Origin of the sequence: Stenotrophomonas sp. SRS1, assembly GCF_026130205.1 — a bacterium.
Lineage (GTDB): Bacteria > Pseudomonadota > Gammaproteobacteria > Xanthomonadales > Xanthomonadaceae > Stenotrophomonas > Stenotrophomonas rhizophila_B.
The window spans coordinates 659,058-675,719 of sequence record NZ_JAINFD010000002.1 but is presented as its reverse complement, the minus strand read 5'-3'; the positions used below and the strand labels follow the sequence as shown (position 1 = coordinate 675,719).

General features: G+C 65.5%; 14 protein-coding genes. 6 read left to right on the top strand and 8 right to left on the bottom strand.

Translation table 11 applies throughout. From position 1 onward, the window contains the following. Window positions 1-7 precede the first annotated feature (7 nt). Entirely contained in the window at window positions 8-1,369 is a 1,362-nt protein-coding gene (locus K4043_RS08680; protein ID WP_123730248.1) for a TolC family outer membrane protein, read from the top strand. A gap of 399 nt (window positions 1,370-1,768) precedes the next feature. On the opposite strand, the gene K4043_RS08675 is transcribed toward K4043_RS08680, so the two are convergent. From K4043_RS08675 to K4043_RS08660, 4 genes are all read right to left on the bottom strand, one after another. Next, a complete protein-coding gene (locus K4043_RS08675; RefSeq protein ID WP_265308992.1) occupies window positions 1,769-2,281 on the bottom strand; it encodes a hypothetical protein in 513 nt (170 codons plus the stop codon). After that, complete coding sequence (locus K4043_RS08670; protein WP_265308990.1) at window positions 2,278-3,162, bottom strand: RHS repeat-associated core domain-containing protein; 885 nt, start codon at window positions 3,160-3,162, stop codon at window positions 2,278-2,280. The genes K4043_RS08675 and K4043_RS08670 overlap by 4 nt, the downstream gene beginning before the upstream one ends. A gap of 152 nt (window positions 3,163-3,314) precedes the next feature. Continuing rightward, window positions 3,315-3,770: a hypothetical protein gene (locus K4043_RS08665; RefSeq protein WP_265308989.1), complete on the bottom strand. Its 456-nt coding sequence runs from the start codon at window positions 3,768-3,770 to the stop codon at window positions 3,315-3,317. Window positions 3,771-3,774: 4 nt separating this feature from the next. Then, window positions 3,775-4,083, bottom strand: coding sequence for a hypothetical protein (locus K4043_RS08660; RefSeq protein ID WP_265308987.1), 309 nt, complete (start codon window positions 4,081-4,083; stop codon window positions 3,775-3,777). A 606-nt stretch (window positions 4,084-4,689) separates the two neighbouring features. Between K4043_RS08660 and K4043_RS08655 the strand changes: the two genes are divergently transcribed. Both K4043_RS08655 and mgtE read left to right on the top strand, forming a co-directional pair. Continuing rightward, window positions 4,690-5,358: a hypothetical protein gene (locus K4043_RS08655; protein WP_265308986.1), complete on the top strand. Its 669-nt coding sequence runs from the start codon at window positions 4,690-4,692 to the stop codon at window positions 5,356-5,358. Between the two features lie 156 nt (window positions 5,359-5,514). Beyond that, entirely contained in the window at window positions 5,515-6,897 is a 1,383-nt protein-coding gene (gene mgtE, locus K4043_RS08650; RefSeq protein WP_265308984.1) for a magnesium transporter, read from the top strand. Between the two features lie 48 nt (window positions 6,898-6,945). Here mgtE and waaA read toward each other — a convergent pair whose 3' ends face one another. Beyond that, the gene (gene waaA, locus K4043_RS08645) at window positions 6,946-8,244 is read right to left on the bottom strand and encodes a lipid IV(A) 3-deoxy-D-manno-octulosonic acid transferase (RefSeq protein ID WP_265308983.1); all 1,299 of its coding nucleotides are present in this window, start codon (window positions 8,242-8,244) and stop codon (window positions 6,946-6,948) included. A 95-nt stretch (window positions 8,245-8,339) separates the two neighbouring features. On the opposite strand from waaA, the gene K4043_RS08640 reads away from it, so the two are divergent. Beyond that, window positions 8,340-9,260 carry an LpxL/LpxP family Kdo(2)-lipid IV(A) lauroyl/palmitoleoyl acyltransferase gene (locus tag K4043_RS08640; protein WP_123730242.1) on the top strand — a complete coding sequence of 307 codons (921 nt, stop codon included), beginning with the start codon at window positions 8,340-8,342 and terminating at the stop codon, window positions 9,258-9,260. A gap of 19 nt (window positions 9,261-9,279) precedes the next feature. On the opposite strand, the gene K4043_RS08635 is transcribed toward K4043_RS08640, so the two are convergent. Genes K4043_RS08635 through K4043_RS08625 form a run of 3 tightly spaced genes read right to left on the bottom strand, consistent with a single transcriptional unit; the run spans window position 9,280 to window position 11,908 of the window. Continuing rightward, window positions 9,280-10,578, bottom strand: a complete 1,299-nt coding sequence (locus K4043_RS08635; RefSeq protein WP_265309318.1) for an O-antigen ligase family protein — start codon at window positions 10,576-10,578, stop codon at window positions 9,280-9,282. Window positions 10,579-10,582: 4 nt separating this feature from the next. Further along, entirely contained in the window at window positions 10,583-11,695 is a 1,113-nt protein-coding gene (locus K4043_RS08630; protein WP_265308981.1) for a glycosyltransferase, read from the bottom strand. Between the two features lie 15 nt (window positions 11,696-11,710). Continuing rightward, window positions 11,711-11,908, bottom strand: coding sequence for a zinc-finger domain-containing protein (locus tag K4043_RS08625; RefSeq protein WP_019183790.1), 198 nt, complete (start codon window positions 11,906-11,908; stop codon window positions 11,711-11,713). A 387-nt stretch (window positions 11,909-12,295) separates the two neighbouring features. Between K4043_RS08625 and K4043_RS08620 the strand changes: the two genes are divergently transcribed. Together K4043_RS08620 and K4043_RS08615 are read left to right on the top strand one after the other, a co-directional pair. Then, a complete protein-coding gene (locus K4043_RS08620) occupies window positions 12,296-15,694 on the top strand; it encodes a GH92 family glycosyl hydrolase (RefSeq protein ID WP_265308979.1) in 3,399 nt (1,132 codons plus the stop codon). Continuing rightward, window positions 15,691-16,389, top strand: coding sequence for a basic secretory family protein (locus K4043_RS08615; RefSeq protein WP_265308978.1), 699 nt, complete (start codon window positions 15,691-15,693; stop codon window positions 16,387-16,389). Before K4043_RS08620 ends, K4043_RS08615 begins: the two co-directional genes overlap by 4 nt. The last annotated feature ends 273 nt before the right edge of the window (window positions 16,390-16,662 follow it).

Here is a 16,662-nt window from a genome sequence, read left to right as displayed (position 1 = left end):
AGCCGCAATGATCCGCCGATCCCTCGCCCTTGCGCTGGCCGCCGCCCTGCTGCCGATGACCGCCTCTGCCGCCGACCTGCTGCAGGTCTACGAAATGGCGCGCAATGGCGATCCGCAGCTCTCGGCTGCCGAGTCGACCCGCCTGTATGACAAGGAAGGCGCCGTGCAGGCGCGTGCCGCATTGCTGCCGCAGCTCAACGGCGAGGCCTCGCTCAACCGCAGCCGCACCAACCCGAACCATGATCTGACCTCCAGCTCGTTCACCACCAAGAGCCGGAACTACACGATCAACGGCAGCCAGACGGTCTTCAACTTCACCCAGTTCGCCAACCTGCGTTCGCAGCGCGAGCTCAGCAAGGCGGCCGACTTCACCCTGGATTCGGCCAACGACGACCTGATCGTGCGCACCTCGGCGGCGTACTTCAACGTGCTGGTGGGCATTGAATCGCTGTCGGCCGCGCAGACCAACGAAGCCGCTGCCAAGAAGCAGTTCGACTTCGCCGACAAGCGCCTGGAAGTGGGCCTGGCCCCGATCACCGACGTGCACGAAGCCCGTGCCCAGTACGATCAGGCGCGCGCCAACACGATCATCGCGCAGAACACCTTGGCCGACGCCTACCAGGCGCTGACTGAGCTGACCGGCCAGCCGGTCACCGACCTGCGCGCTCTGCCGGCCGATTTCCGTCCGGAGCTGCCGGCCAAGTACGCCACCATCGATACGCTGGTGAACGAGGCCGTGGCACAGAACCCGGCGCTGAAGGCGCAGGAACTGAAGGTCAACGCCGCCGAATCCGGCGTCTCGGCCGCCCGCGGCGCGCACTACCCGACTCTGTCGCTCGGTGCCACCGCCGGCAAGTCGGCCAGCTGGGGCGATGTGGTCGGCGACAGCGGCAGCTTCAGCCCGGACCGCCGCACCAACAGCGTCGGCCTGACCCTCAACGTGCCGATCTTCTCCGGCGGTGCTACCCAGTCCGGCGTGCGCCAGGCGCTGGCCCAGCGCGACATCGCCCAGGACGGTTACGAGCAGCAGAAGCGTGCCCTGGACCGCAACACCCGCAATGCCTACCAGACCCTGGTGGCGGGCATCAGCGAAGTGGAAGCGCGTCGCCTGGCGGTCGTGTCGGCACAGAGCGCCTATGACGCTTCGCAGGTCGGCCTGGAAGTCGGCACGCGTACCGTGCTGGACGTGATCCAGAACCAGCGCATCCTGTTCTCCGCACAGCTGGACTACGCCAACGCCCGCTACACCTTCCTGCAGAACCGCCTGCAGCTGGGCCAGGCGGTCGGCACGCTGGACATCGCCGAACTGCAGGACATCAACCGCCTGCTGACCCAGAAGGCCGCCACGCCGAGCACCACCGTCAACTGATCGACGGCGCAGGGCGAGACAGAAAAACCACCCGCATGCGGGTGGTTTTTTTATGGGTGCTTTTCATGAACGATCGATCGCTGAAGATGCACTTCAATGTGGTGGAGAACACGAACGCGCTTCACTCGCCCCATGACGTCATGGCACCGCGTCAGCTCAACCACTGCTTCGCCCGAACAAACATTTTTTGGCGGACTCATCTGGCGGGGCGATTCAAACAAAAAGCCCCGACCAAGGCTGGGGCTTTTTGCTGTATCTGGTACCGGAAATAGGAATCGAACCTATGACTTACGCAGTGCAACCAAGCCATCTGAACCCCAGCAACTGATCTCGGCCACCCGCATGCGGGGAGAGGATCCAGCCCAGACTGGCCCTACGGATGGCTGCAGACAATGATGACTACGATTCAATGCCGAACGTGAATATGACAGCATTGCCCGTTGAAACACAGGAAACAGAGCCACCTAAAGATAGGCCAGAACCGGTCGGATTCTCCATCGCGACTTGCCAGACGGATTCCTCAAGAACCATATCCTCGTCCGTAGCAAACAACTCAATGACTGAGTCACCCATAGAAAGAACAAGTCGACCGTCGGAATCGAGGTCAACACCGGAGATTCCAGCGCCGATCTTTCCATAGACCTCAGGAAGAAATTCCTCTCTCCCCACAAAGAAATCAACATTCCCGGGATTGCTGGAAAAGGTGCGCCCGTCACGAAGAGTGGCCGCACAGGAAAAGCTCAGATCCACGTACAGCGATTTACCAGGACACGCCCTGGTGTTAATTAACCTCAAAATTACCTGAAGGCTGCTGACGTTGAATGAATCAAGATAGGAACCAAGCAACATTCTCTCCAAGCTCGAGCGGGCTGCCGCCACATCAACTTCCTTCCTCTCGATTCGCGCCATCATGGTTTCTCTCGATAGTAAATATGACTTCCCGTGCGCTGTTCGCCCTTGGGAATATTGCCAAAGTTTTTCCCATTCTCAGGATTTACGGGCTGACGCGGGTTACCTTCTCGCGTCACCGATATTCTGGGTGGATGCTTCGGCCCGCCGTCCATGACTCTAACGTCCATCTTCATAGACGACACATTGTGAAGCGTTCCCGATTCCGTGCCAGCGTCGTTCAATATCCGCGTTCCCATGTACCCAGCATCCTCCAGCGCCGTTCTGGTATCAGCGGGCTTATCCCCAACCTTCACTCCGGCAACAGTGCGACCTTGCACCTCCGATACCGCAGCCCTGGCAAAAGGGGCAGCAATTGCTCGAAGAATTCCCGGTAGAGTTACGCCACCTGTGCTCAGAGCTAACAGAGCGCTGCCATTGTAGTGAAAAGCATCGTCACCGAGCTCATTCCCGAAGCCAGGATTCCCCATCTGATCAACGTTTGAGAACCACTCTTCATCACGACCGTCCGGGTCGATAAACTTGTACGGATTGTTCAACGCGTACGCGTATCTATTGAACTTCGCGCCAGACTTCATATCAACCACCACCGGATCAACCGATAGGAACATACCCAGCTGCGGATCCATGTACCGCTGCTGCATGTAGCTGAGGAGCGTGGCGCCATCCCGAACATGGCCGGTGAAACCCGGACCATCGACTGACACCGCACCCAAAGCGTTGCCATACGGCTCATACACAATGCGCTCGGTTACCACGCCTGCAGCATTGGAGTAAGCCACAGGCGAACCCAACGCATCCGTGTGCACGTACCGCACCGTTTCCTGCGCCCAACCAGTCTGCGCAGCTACGAGCAATAGCCCTGCCGAGAGTATCCGTTTCATCCAACCCGTCCCTGATCCTTTGGTCACTGGCGCTCCATCGAGCTGCTCATTCAGTATAAAGCCCCGCTGCGTTGCACCCTCGTTGTGGATCTAGATCCAGCCGCCACTATCGTAGTACCGCTGTTTTATTCGCGACACCAACTGCCTGCTCGCTACCGCATCTGCTGAAACGTTACGCTCAACTCGTTCTGATCTCGAGACTCAACAACACTTACCTTAAATTGCTTAGACGGAAACTCGCCCTGTAGTTTCGCGCTCCACATGTCATGGACTATGTGCGCCAGGTGACCAGTGAAAGAAACAGGAACCCCTGGCAACATGCCATCAATATTCGTGAAGTTGCACCAGTACTCGACCTCACCATCCGACAAATCCTGCGATTTCAGGAGCGGCAGCTTGTCCTTCTCTGACGCAAGTACGATCAGCCCTCCCACTTCTAGAAGCTGAGGCCATAGCCATCCAACTAATGCACCTAGCACATCGGTTGTCATCCTCCCTTGCACAACCTGAGCATGAATGTAATCAGAGAAGTCAAATGCACCGGCATTGGCATCGACCCACTGAGCAAAGTCCGGCATATCCTCAACCATGCTGTAGTCCTCTACCATGTCATCAACCTCCAGGAATTCCTTCTGGGCGCGCCGGCCTCACTTCCGGCTTGCTGGGATACTGCTGGCCATTTGAGGCAGTATTCAGATGCGTCTCTTTGACGTTCGGCAGACTGACATCGGTCACCGAGAAAGACAGTGCGCCATTCGAATTGCTGACTTGGTCACCAAAGATGTTTGCCCCGAGCACGTCGACCTTCCGACTCTTCGCAAGTCGACGTTCGGCCTCTTCCAACGGCTCCTTCGCGGTGTCCCGCGCGTGGACAGAAGACATCATCAGCACCAGCGAAGCGCCGATAGCAGCATGCTTCATCATGTTCCCCGAAGTTGGACATCCATTTCCCACGCGACTCATCCGCACATGCCGGCGCTGCAAGATTCGCAGAAGGCGGGTTTGTTCCGGGGACGAAGGCGAACAGGCACACCACCACCTTGCGGAGTAAAGCACCTCCAATACATCCGCTTCAAGTTTGTTCAGCTTTGTTTTTTCTATTGCCGCCGCTTGATTGATTGGTTCGCCATAGGGCCGGTCGCGACAGTCTGCCGCACGTTGCAACGCAGCTCTCCCTGACCGACCACCACTAAAAACTCCCCACCAGTAAGCACTCTCAACCGCGACCAGGCCCACAGAACGCAGTCAAACGACAGAAACCTGTTGACCTGACCTCGCCGGGTGACTAAGGTCCGCCCCGCACCACCTTCCCTTTCCCTCCAGAGGCCCCCTCCTTGGACAGTCATAGTCGATCTCGTTGCTGCTCCTGAGCCGACGGACCCACTGACCCCAAGGTCGGTTCCGTCCGCACAGGACGGGGCCCACCGGCGCAGCTGACACGCTCGCCCGCCTCGCATCATCCGTATCGCCGTTCCACCGACCCCAAGAAGGGTGCCGCTGGCGTTTCCGTTTGCCTGGAGATTGCCCATGCACGTTTCCCGTGTGTTCGCCCTGCCCCTCGTGGCCGTGGCGATGCTTCCGTTCGACACCCGCGCCGCCGCCAGCCTGATGGTGGATGACGCCGCCATCACCGATGCTGGCCGCTGCCAGCTGGAAAGCTGGGCCCGCCACACCGATGCGGGCGCGGAGTGGACCGCCGTACCGGCCTGCACCTTCGCCGATACGGAGTGGTCGCTCGGCCTGAGCCACCAGCACGCTGTCTCGTCCACGCAATGGGCGCTGGGTGCCAAGCGCGTGCTGCGCGACATCGACCAGCGCCGTTGGGGCCTGGCGCTGAGTGCCGGTGTGGGTAGCGACTGGCACCACCTGCGTGGCGATGACTGGGGCATCAACGCGCCCCTGACCCTCGCCCTTGGCGCCAGCGATCGCTCACTGCTGCACCTCAACCTGGGCTGGGCCCGCACGGCCGGCGCACGCGGCCGCACCGATGGCATCGGCCTGGAAATCGTCACCGCGCCGCACTGGTCGCTGCTGGCCGAAACCGCACGTGACGCGACACGCCAGCGCAGCAGTCAGTTCGGTGTCCGCCACGAACTCTGGCGCGGCGCCAGCGTGGATCTGCTCGCGGGTCGTGTCCACCACCAGCGCGACGGTCACTGGATCACGCTCGGCTTCAACCTGGCCTCTGCACCGTAACGCCCTGCGTGCCGCCTGACGGCACCGATCGACCGGACCGCGTACACGTCAGCACACGGCCCATGCACCCACCGATACCTGCCCCGCTCGAGCCCTGCCCGTGCGTCGGCCTTGTGTACCTCAGCGCACTGCGCTGCTTTTTGCTGGAGAACCACCATGAACCGCGAAGACCTCCTGTTCTCGATCCGCACCCTCTCGCTTTCGCTCGACGCCGCCGGCTTTGTCAGCATCGCCGCGACCACGCATCCCTCCGATCTGGTCGATGCACTCGATGCACTGAGCGTGGACAAGACACTCCCCTTGCTGATGATGCTCGAGCCGCAGGTGCGCGCCGAGCTGTTCGCACACTTCACCGAGATACGCCAGGATCAGCTGCTGGCAGCGATGGCACGCGAAGCGGTCGTACAGCTGTTCGAGCACATGCCATCGGATGATCGCGCCGACCTGTACAACCGGCTTGGCGAGGATGCCAAGCAGAAGCTGCTGCCCGCGCTCACCAAGGTGGAGCGCGACGACATCCTCAAGATGGCGTCCTATCCCGAGGGCACGGTCGGTTCGGCGACGACGTCCGATTATGTCTGGGTGTCACCGGAGATGACCGTGGCGCAGGCGCTGGCACATATCCGCGCCACGGCGCTGCACAGCGAGACGGTGAACATCCTGTTCGTGCTCGACCATACGATGCGGCTGCGCGGTACCGTTGCACTGCGCGATCTGGTGCTGACCAACGAGAACCGCACGGTCGCCTCGATCATGCATGAGCAGCCGGTGGCTGCGAAGGCGCACTGGCCGCGGCTGCAGGCGGCCGAGCTGATCCGTCGCTACGATCTGCTCGCCCTGCCGGTGACCAATGGGGGCGACCGCATGATCGGCATTGTCACCGTCGATGATGCGATGGACATCGAGAAAGAACAGGATGCTTCACAGCTGGCGCGTTTCGGCGGCACGGTGAGCGGGAACGGCAACGATCTGGATGTACGCAGCACGCCGCTCAAGCAGATGTTCCGGGTGCGTGTGTTCTGGCTGGCGATCCTGACCTGCTTCGGCATTGTCACCAGTACGTTTGTCGCCGCGCAGGAGGAGCTGCTGTCGCAGGTGATCGTACTGGCCGCCTTCATCGCCCCGATCGTGGACATGGGCGGCAATACCGGCAGCCAGTCGGCCACGCTGGTGATCCGCAGCATGGCGCTGGGCGAGCTGAAACTGAGCTGGCGCGACGTGTGGTTCGTGATCCAGCGCGAACTGCCGGTCGCGGCGGGGCTGGGCATCACCATTGCCGTACTCGAAGCGATCCTGGCTTACTTCAGCAAAGGCGTGGGCATGGACGTGCTGCTGGTGGTGGGCTCGAGCATGCTGGTGTGCACCGCGTTGGGCGGCATCATCGGCGCACTGCTGCCCTTCGCCGCACGCCGCATCGGGGCGGATCCGGCCACGCTGTCGGCACCGATGATCACCTCGGTCATGGACCTCATCGGCGTGTTCATCTACTTCGGGTTTGCGTATGCCTTCCTGGGGGATCTGCTGGTCGCCGCGGGCTGATGGATCGGCCGGCCTGGTCGCCATGCAGGGCGGCCAGGCCGGGCGCGATCACGCCACCGGCGGCGGCAACTGCGGGGCGATCAATGCCACGGTGCGCTTCAACGCGCCACGGCCGTTGCTGACCAGCTCGCAGCCGGCACGCGCCATGTCTTCGCGCGCCTGTGGGTCCCGCAGCAGCGTCAGCAGCGCATCGCCGACCCCGTTGGCATCCTCGGCGATCACCACCGCGCCAGCTTCGCGCATGCGTCGGGAAATCTCGGCGAAGTTGTGCAGGTGCGGCCCGGTGACCGCCGCCGTGCCCATGGCCGCGGGCTCCAGCAGATTATGGCCGCCGATGGCCTGCAGGCTGCCACCGACGAAGGCCACCTGCGCGCAACCGTAGAACGACATCAGCTCGCCCAGGGTATCGATCACGAACACATCCGTATCTGCCTGCGGCCACTGCTGCTGGCGGCGCGTGGCCACCTTCCAGCCCTGCTCGCGGACGAGCGCTTCGACCCGCGGGAAGCGCTCGGGATGCCGCGGCGCCCACAACAGCAGCAGGCCCGGCACTGCTTCGCGCAGGCGGCGGTGCAGATCGATGGTGGCCTGCTCTTCGCCCTCGTGCGTACTGGCGGCGATCCAGACCGGACGCGTGGCCGGCACCAGATCATGGAAGCGCGCGATGAAGTCCTGCACGTTCGGTGTGGCGATGTCGAATTTCAGATTACCCAGCGGCTGCACCTGTTCAGGGCGGGCACCGAGCTGGATGAACCGCTCGGCGTCGTCGGCCGACTGCGCAGCCACGCAGGTGACGGTGCGCAGTGCACGTCCAATCAGGGCACTGAGCAGCCGGTAACCGCGCAGCGAGCGCGCCGACAGGCGGGCATTGAGGATGTAGACGGGGATCTTGCGGTCGCGGCAGCCGAACAGCAGGTTCGGCCACAGCTCCGTTTCCAGGATCAACGCCAGGCTGGGCTTGAAGTGGCCCAGGAAGCGGCCGACGCTGCCCGGCACGTCATACGGCAGATAGACATGATCGACGGCATCGCCCCATAGCGAGCGGACGCGCTCGGAGCCGGTCGGGGTGATGGTGGTAATCACCCAGCGGATGTCCGGGCGCAGCGCGCGCAAGGCGTTCACCAGTGGCGCTGCGGCGTTCACCTCACCCACCGAGACCGCGTGCAGCCAGACCCGCGGCTGGCCGCTGGAGTGTGGATAGGAGGCATAGCGCTCATCCCAGCGCTGGAAGTACTCGCGCACCCGGAAGCCCCGCCAGACCAGGTGGTACACGGTGATCGGCAACAGCAGGTAGAGCACGGCCGAGTACAGGCCGCGCAGGATCCATTCGACAGGGCTTTTACGCATGGACAAAGGATACGGGAGCGGCGCGGGGAAGACACGCCGCGCCGCCGTGATGGCCCTGCCGGGACGCATCCGGGCGCATCCATTAGAATCGAGGCATGTCCGATAACGCTTCCACCGCCACCCGGCCGTCCCTGCGCAATCCGCGCCACTGGCCGACCTTCGCTTTCATGCTGGTCGCCTTCGCGATCGCCCGCCTGCCGTGGATGCTGCAGCGTGCGCTGGGCCGCGGTGTCGGCACGGTCGCCTACCGGCTGGCCAGCAGCCGCCGGCGTGCCGCCGAGGTCAACCTGAAGCTGTGCTTCCCCGAGAAGGACGACGCCTGGCGCCAGCGCCTGCTGCGCGATAGCTTCGACGCGCTGGGCGTAGGCATCTTTGAATTCGCCCGGGCCTGGTGGGGCAGCATCGACAGCATCCGCCCGCAGGTACAGATCGACGGGCTGGAGCATCTGCACCGCATGCAGGCCGAAGGCCGTGGCGTGCTGCTGGTCTCCGGCCACTTCATGACGCTGGAGATGTGCGGCCGCCTGCTGTGCGATCACGTTGAACTGTCCGGCATGTACCGCAAGCACCGCAACCCGGTGTACGAGTGGGCGGTGAAGTTCGGCCGCCTGCGCTACGCCAAGGCGATGTACGCCAACGAGGACATCCGCGCCACGGTGCGGCATCTGAAGAAGGGCGGCTTCCTCTGGTATGCGCCGGACCAGGACATGCGCGGCAAGGACACGGTGTTCGTGCCGTTCTTCGGCCACACCGCCTCGACCATCACGGCCACGCACCAGCTGGCGCGGATGACCGGCTGTGCGGTGATCCCGTATTTCCACCGTCGCGAAGGTGGGAAATACTTCCTGAAGATCGGCGCACCGCTGGAAAATTTCCCCAGCGAGGATGTCGAGGCCGATACCGCCCGGGTCAACCAGGCCATCGAAGCCATGGTGCGCGAGGCCCCGGACCAGTACCTGTGGATCCACCGCCGGTTCAAGCGTCAGCCCGGTGGGCGGAGCGATTATTACCGGTAACGCCGGACGTTTTCCGCGGTTACCTCTCGTCTTTCGCCAACAGACTGCCCGCATACAACGCGGCCAGCAGCAGGGTCAGGCCACCCCAGAAGGTCGAATAGAACGCCAGATGGGTGTTGAGCGGGAACACCGTCACCGCCAGCGCGAGCATCGCCGGGCGCGCGCGCTCACGCGCGTCCGGCGGGGCGAAGCGCCATGCGCGCCAGGCTTGAGCCACGGCGGCCAGCCACAGCAGCAGACCGAGAATGCCGGTCTCGGACAGGATCTCAAGCAGGATCTGGTGCGCATGCAATGCCGGGCCCGCACCCCACACCTCCTGGGCGGCCGGACTGGGATTGCAGCCCGGGTAGGCATCGCGGAAGCCACGTGCGCCGACACCATTGATCGGGTGCTCTTCGATCATGCACGCCGCCGCGGCCCAGATCTGGGCGCGGCCGGACAAGGCCTGATTGACGCCGTCGCTCTCGCCTTCCCACGCCATGGCAGTGCGCGCGACCCGGTCACCGACCTGGGGCACGCTCACGGTGAGCACGACTGCCGCGACCGCACCGACGGCGACGCAGGCCAGCAACCCGCGCACGCCCACCAGCCGCCAGCCGGAGAACACCAGCACCAGGGCATAGGTCAGCCACGCCGCGCGCGAACCCGCCAAGACCAGCACGACCCCCACCGCGGCGGCCACCAGTGACCAACCGAGGATGCCTGCGCGTCGTGAGGCGGCGAACAACAGGAAGGGCGAGAGGCTGGCCAGCACCTGGCCGAATTTGAGGTTGCACGGGCCGAGCACGCCGCTGAGGCGATCCACCGCCGCCATCTCCTGCGGTGAACACAACCCATGGCCGCTGACCGCCCACTTGAGCTGGTCCATCGACCAGAACAGCGGGCTGCTGCCGACGATTGCCTGCGCCAGCGCATCCACCGTCCACAGCCCGGTGATCACCGCCAGCCCGCCCAGCGTCAGCGCGCGCCGCTGCGGGGTCGCCACGGCAATCGCCACCAGCCACATGAACGGTAGATACCGCAGGCCGGCCGCGGCTTTTCGCCATGCCGTACCGGGATCGATCGCATCGAAGGCGGAGAACGCCTGCGGCAACCAATAGCCGAGGAACAGGATGCTGGTCAGCGCCCAGGCCGGGCTGCTCAGCAGACGCTGCTTGCCCTGCAGGCGCAGCTGGACCATGCGCACCGCCGCGTACAGCGCACCGAGCACGAGCACGCCCTCGGCGATCCCGGGCAGCGGCCACAACGCGACAAACGCAATCACCCACCACGGGGCCCAGCGGCCCGCGCGGGAGCCCGGCGAACCGGGAAGGACGATGGGCTCAGCTGATGAGGGAGGTATAGAGCTGGAGCGTGTCACGCTGCATGGCCTGCAAGGTAAACGGAATCCGCGTCGGCAGTGCGGGCGGCTGCAGCAGCACCTGCTGCGCGCGCGCCAGCAGTGCATCAGCGTCGCCCAAGGGTACCGCGCCGGAGGGTTGCAGCTGAGTCAACAACTCGCCGACGCCACCATGGTTCCAGCCCAGCACGGGGCGGCCCACCGACAACGCTTCGACCACAGTGCGGCCAAACGCTTCGGCCTTGTCCGAGAGCTGCAGCACCAGATCACTGGCTGCATAGGCCTGCGCGATGCGCGAGGTCGGCGCGGTCATCAGCACCGCATCGAACACACCAAGGCTGCGCGCTTGTGCTTCCAGTTCGGCGACATAGGATTCGCGGCCGGGCTCGCGCGTGCCCGGCATCCACAGCGTGGCCGGCACGCCGGCGGCATGTAGTCCTGCCAGCAGGCTCAGCGCGTGGCGATGCCCTTTCAGGCGTGTGCCACGACCAGGCAGCAACAGCAACGGCGCATCGCCGGCCAGCGCGGGATGCTGCGCGGCCACGGCCAGGCGCGCACGCCGATCCTGGCGGGCCACACGCGGGAACTGGCTGACATCCACGCCACGTGGGATCACCTGCAGGCGCTCGGCCGGCACGCTCGGATAATGCGTACGCACGAACTCACGCACGCTGTTGGATACGCAGATCACGCGCTCGCCGCTGGTCATCACCGCGCTGTAGCGGCCCGGCGAGTTGAGCCCGTGCACGGTGGTGACCCAGTGCGGGCGGGTCGCCGCCGGCAGGTTGCGCACCGCGTACAGGCCCAGCCAGGCCGGCAGCCGCGAACGCGCGTGCACGATGTCCGCGCCCACCTCGTTGAACAGGTTGCGCAGGGTCAGCACATGGCGCAGCGTCAGCAGCGACTTGCGGCCGATATCCAGGGTCAGGTGTTCGGCACCACTGGCGAGCAACGGCTCGACCAGGCGCCCACCGGCGGACACGACGATGGCCCGGTGGCCGGCGGCAACCAGGGCGGAGGCGATCTCAAGGGTGGAGCGTTCGACCCCGCCGGAGTGCAGCGCCGGCAGCAGCTGCACCACGGTCAGACGGCGCACAGTGTGGTCCGCGGATCAGTCGGCGAGCACGAACACGGCGCCGCAGTACGGGCACGCAGCCTCGCAGTTGGGCTCGTCTTCGATCGGCAGGTACACGCGCGGATGCGAGTTCCACAGCGCCATTTCCGGCGTCGGGCAGCTCAGCGGCAGGTCGCTGCGGTGCACGGTGTAACGCTTCTCGGCATTGGCGGGCGCGGTGGCGGTATGGCTCATGGCGTGGACACACAAAGGGGGTTGCGAGACCGCCGATTCTAGCATCTGGCGGCTGCGGACGGCCGCTGGAGCATAGCGCCCCGGGTTGGGACGGCCGAGCTCACGCCCAACGGACCACCGGCGCTTTTAAATCGATCCAAATTCATTGTCAACAATGGGCATTGAAACGAATTTGCCGGATTTAGATCGAACTAATTGCACTTGTCAGGGCCAGTTCCCGTGATGCAGGATCGTCCGGGTACCGATCATCGACCCGATCGCCTGCCCGACCCCACCGGACATGCATCGCCTCTTTCCTGCCGTCTGCCGATGGCTGGGGCGACGCCGTCCGCCGTGGCCATCGATGCGGGTCCTGCCTGCCGCCTGCCCTTCCCGGGAGACCCTTGCATGACCCTGTCCGACCTGCGCCCCGCCCGGCGTGCCCTTCCCTTCGCCCTGGCCCTGGCCTGCGCCTCGATCGCCCTGCCGGCTGCCGCGCAGGGCCTGCAGACCTCGTTCGAGCCGGGTCAGCCGGCCCCGGCCACGGGCGACGACGCGCTGCAGGTGCGGATCGGCACCGGGCCGTCGGCGCCCTATGCGGCCAAGCCCGGCGTCGGCTACAGCGGCCTGCATGCGCTGCATTACGCCAGCGCCGGTGGCACGACGCGCCGCCAGCTGTTCACGACCGACCTGGCCATCGAAGCCGATACCACCCTGTCCTGGCTGGTGCTGCCCGAGATTGTCGGCAAGGACACCGTCGCCTCGACCTACGTCTCGCTCGATCTGGTACTCGACGACGGCACCCGGGTCTCGGCCAGCGCCGCGCGCGATCACCACGGCGTGGCACTGGGTGCGCGTGCGCAGGGCGACTCGAAGACGCTGTACCCGCAGCAGTGGGCGCGCAAAGCCGTTCGCCTGGGCGATACCCCGGCGCTGCGCGGACGCCGCGTGGTCGCGCTGGAGTTGGAGGTGGCCAGCGCCGACGGCGCGCCGGTAGCCGGCTGGATCGACGATGTCCGCCTGGACGCGCAACCGCGCAGCACGCCGCAGCGTCCCTCGGACTGGGTGCTGACCACCCGTGGCACGCAGGCCAATGGCACCTTCTCGCGCGGCAACAATTTCCCGGCGACCGCCGTGCCGCACGGCTTCAACTTCTGGACACCGGTGACCGACGCCGGCTCACTGACCTGGCTGTATCGCTGGAACGAACAGAACGATGCGGCCAACCGGCCCCGCCTGCAGGCGCTGGCGCTGAGCCACCAGCCCAGCCCGTGGATGGGCGACCGCCAGACCTTCCAGGTGATGCCGTCGGCGACCCGTGGCGTGCCCGAGGCCGACCGCAGCAAGCGTGCGCTGAGCTTCTCGCGCGACAACGAGCGGGCCCGCCCGTACCGCTATGACGTGCGCTTCGACAACGGCATCGCCGCGTCGATCGCACCGACCGACCACGCCGCCGTCTTCCGCTTCGCGTTCCCCGAAGGCGGTGATGCCAACCTGCTGTTCGACAACGTCGACGCGCGCGGCGGGCTGACGCTGGATGCGGCGACCCAGACACTCTCCGGCTATACCGATACCCGCAGCGGCCTGTCCACCGGCGCCACCCGCATGTATGTGGTGGCCAGCTTCGACCGCCCGTGGCGCAGCAGCGGCACGGTGAAGACCGGCCGCCCGACCGGCTACATCAAGTTCGATGCGGGAACCGACCGCCGCGTCTCCATGCGCATCGCCACGTCGCTGATCTCGGTCGAGCAGGCGCGCCACAACCTCGCACTGGAAGTGGCTGCCGACGACGATGTGAATCGCGTGGCCGCGCGCGCGCAGGAGGCGTGGGATCAGCGCCTGGCCCGCTTCGACGTGGGCGATGCCAGCGATGACCAGAAGACGACGTTGTACTCCAACCTGTACCGCCTCTACCTCTATCCCAATTCCGGCCATGAAAACGCCGGCACCGCGGCGGCACCGGACTGGCGCTATGCCAGCCAGGCCAGCGCCTCGGATGAGAACACCGATGGCAGCGCCACGCGCAGCTTCGCGCCGGTGCGCGACGGCAAGGTCTACGTCAACAACGGCTTCTGGGATACCTTCCGCACCACCTGGCCGGCCTATGCGCTGTTCACCACGGACGATGCTGGTGCGCTGGTGCAGGGCTTCCTGGAGCAGTACCGCGCCGGGGGTTGGGTCGCCCGATGGTCCTCGCCCGGCTATGCCGATCTGATGGTGGGCACGAGTTCGGACGTGGCCTTCGCCGATGCGTGGCTGAAGGGCATTGGTGGCTTCGACCCGCAGGAGGCCTACGCTGCCGCACTGAAGAACGCGACCGTGGTCCCGCCGGACCGCCATGTCGGGCGCAAGGGCATGGACCGTTCCACCTTCCGTGGCTATGCCACCGCCGATGTGCACGAAGGCATGTCGTGGACGATGGAAGGCGCACTCAACGATTTCGGTGTGGCCAACATGGCCGAGGTGCTGGCCAAGCAGGCCGATACGCCGGCCGCGCGCGAACGCTATGCGACCGAGGCCGACTACTTCCGTCACCGCGCCGGTACCTATGCCACGCTGTTCGACCCCGCCGCAGGCTTCTTCCAGGGCCGCAAGCCGGACGGCAGCTGGCGCCTGGATGCGAACGACTACGACCCGCGCGTGTGGGGCCATGACTACACCGAATCCAACGGCTGGACGTTCGCCTTCACCGCCGCGCACGACGGCGAAGGGCTGGCGGCGCTGTACGGCGGCCGTGAACAGCTGGCGGCCAAGCTGGACACCTTCTTCGCCACGCCGGAAACCGCCGATGCCGCGTTTGCCGGCTCTTACGGCGGCACTATCCATGAGATGACCGAAGCACGCGATGTACGCATGGGCATGTACGCGCACAGCAACCAGCCGGCGCACCACATCCCGTGGATGTACCTGTATGCCGGGCAGCCGTGGAAGACCCAGCAGCACGTGCGTGAGATCCTCTCGCGCCTGTACCTTGGCAGCGAAATCGGCCAGGGCTACCCGGGCGATGAGGACAACGGCGAGACCTCGGCGTGGTACCTGTTCGCCTCGCTGGGCATCTACCCGCTGCGCATGGGCGCACCGGAGTACGTGATCGGCTCGCCGCTGTTCCGCCATGCCCGCGTGGTGCTGCAGGGCGGCGCGGTACTGACCGTCAACGCGCCGGAAAACTCGGACCGCAACATCTACGTGCAGTCGCTGAAGGTCAACGGCACCCCGTGGACCAAGACCTGGCTGCCGCACGAGCTGCTGGCCAAGGGCGCCACGCTGGACTTCGTCATGGGCCCGGAACCCTCGCGCTGGGGCAGCGGCCCGGACGATGCGCCGCGCTCGCTCACAGCGCGCGGCCAGCAGCCGGCCCTGCTGCATGATCTTCTCGGCAGCGGCGCGGCCGCCCAGCTCGGCGATGGCCGCGCGGCCGCCGCGTTGATCGATGACGACGCCGCCACAGCACTGCCGCTGGGTGGCTCGAGCACGATCACTTTCAGCAACGTCGCAGCGGGCATGCCGTCGATGTACACGCTGACCAGCGGCAACGGCCCGATCCGCGGTGGCGAGTGGACGCTGGAGGCGCGCACCACCGGTGGGCGCTGGGTGCAGGTCGACCAGCGCCGTGGCGAAGCCTTCGCCTGGGCCATGCAGACCCGACCGTTCCGCATCGCCCAGCCGGGCCGCTACGCCGAATACCGGCTGCGCATCGGTGCACCGGGTCGCCTGCAATTGGCAGAAGTGGAGCTGCTTGCGCCTGCGGTTTCGGCTGCGGCTGAGGCTGCGGCTGCGGCTGCGGCTGCGGCTGCGGCGACACGATGAGGACTGCCCTGCCCATCACCCGGTGCCTGCTGACCGCCCTGCTCGTCACCGCCGGGCTCGCCGATGCGCACGCGTTCGAGACCACACAGACCCGCGAGGACGTGACCCTGCACTACCGCGACGCCAGCGATGCGCTGGCCGCGCCGGTGCGGGAGCGCATCATCGAGACCTTCTTCGGCGCGTATCTGCGCGAGCGCGCCGATTTTCATCCGGCCGCACCGAGGCAGGTCGGCATCGTGATCGACCCGGCTTACGACGGCATCGCCTTTGTCGGCGAGAAGGCACAAGCGGCGACGATCACGATCAATCCGGCCTGGCTGCACAAACACCCGGGCGACATTGATCTGGTCACGCATGAGGCGATGCACATCGTGCAGGGCTACCCGGAGTACGCCAATGCGCGCGTGCCGGGCTGGCTGGTGGAAGGCATCGCCGACTACGCACGCGACCGCTATGGCAGGGACAATGCCGGGGCGGGCTGGGCGTTGCCGACGCAGGTCAAACCGGAGCAGAACGTCGATACCGGCTACCGGGTCACCGGTGCATTCCTGGCGTGGAGCGAGGCGCAACATCCCGGGCTGGTGAAGGCGCTGGATGGTGCCCTGCGTGAGGGCCGCTATACGCCGGCGCTGTGGGAAACCCTCAGCGGCGTGGCGCTGCCGGTGTTGTGGGCGCAGTACGCGCACACACGCTGATTGCTCCGGGGGCCCGATCGGCGTCTGCGGGGAGCCGGCCAACGGCCGGCACTACCGGTGCCATCGGTGCCATCGGTGCGGTCGGTACCGTCAATACCATCGGTGCCCATGGGGCGATGGCAGGTACCGACCGTGGGTCGGCACGGTCTTCAGCGCGCGCCGACCAAGCCGGCGTACAGCGCGAACAACTGCTGGAAATACCGTTTCGTCCGTTGATGGCGCATGACACCGTTCCCGTGGCTGATCGTGGTGGATCTGGTCGGGCCCAGGGTG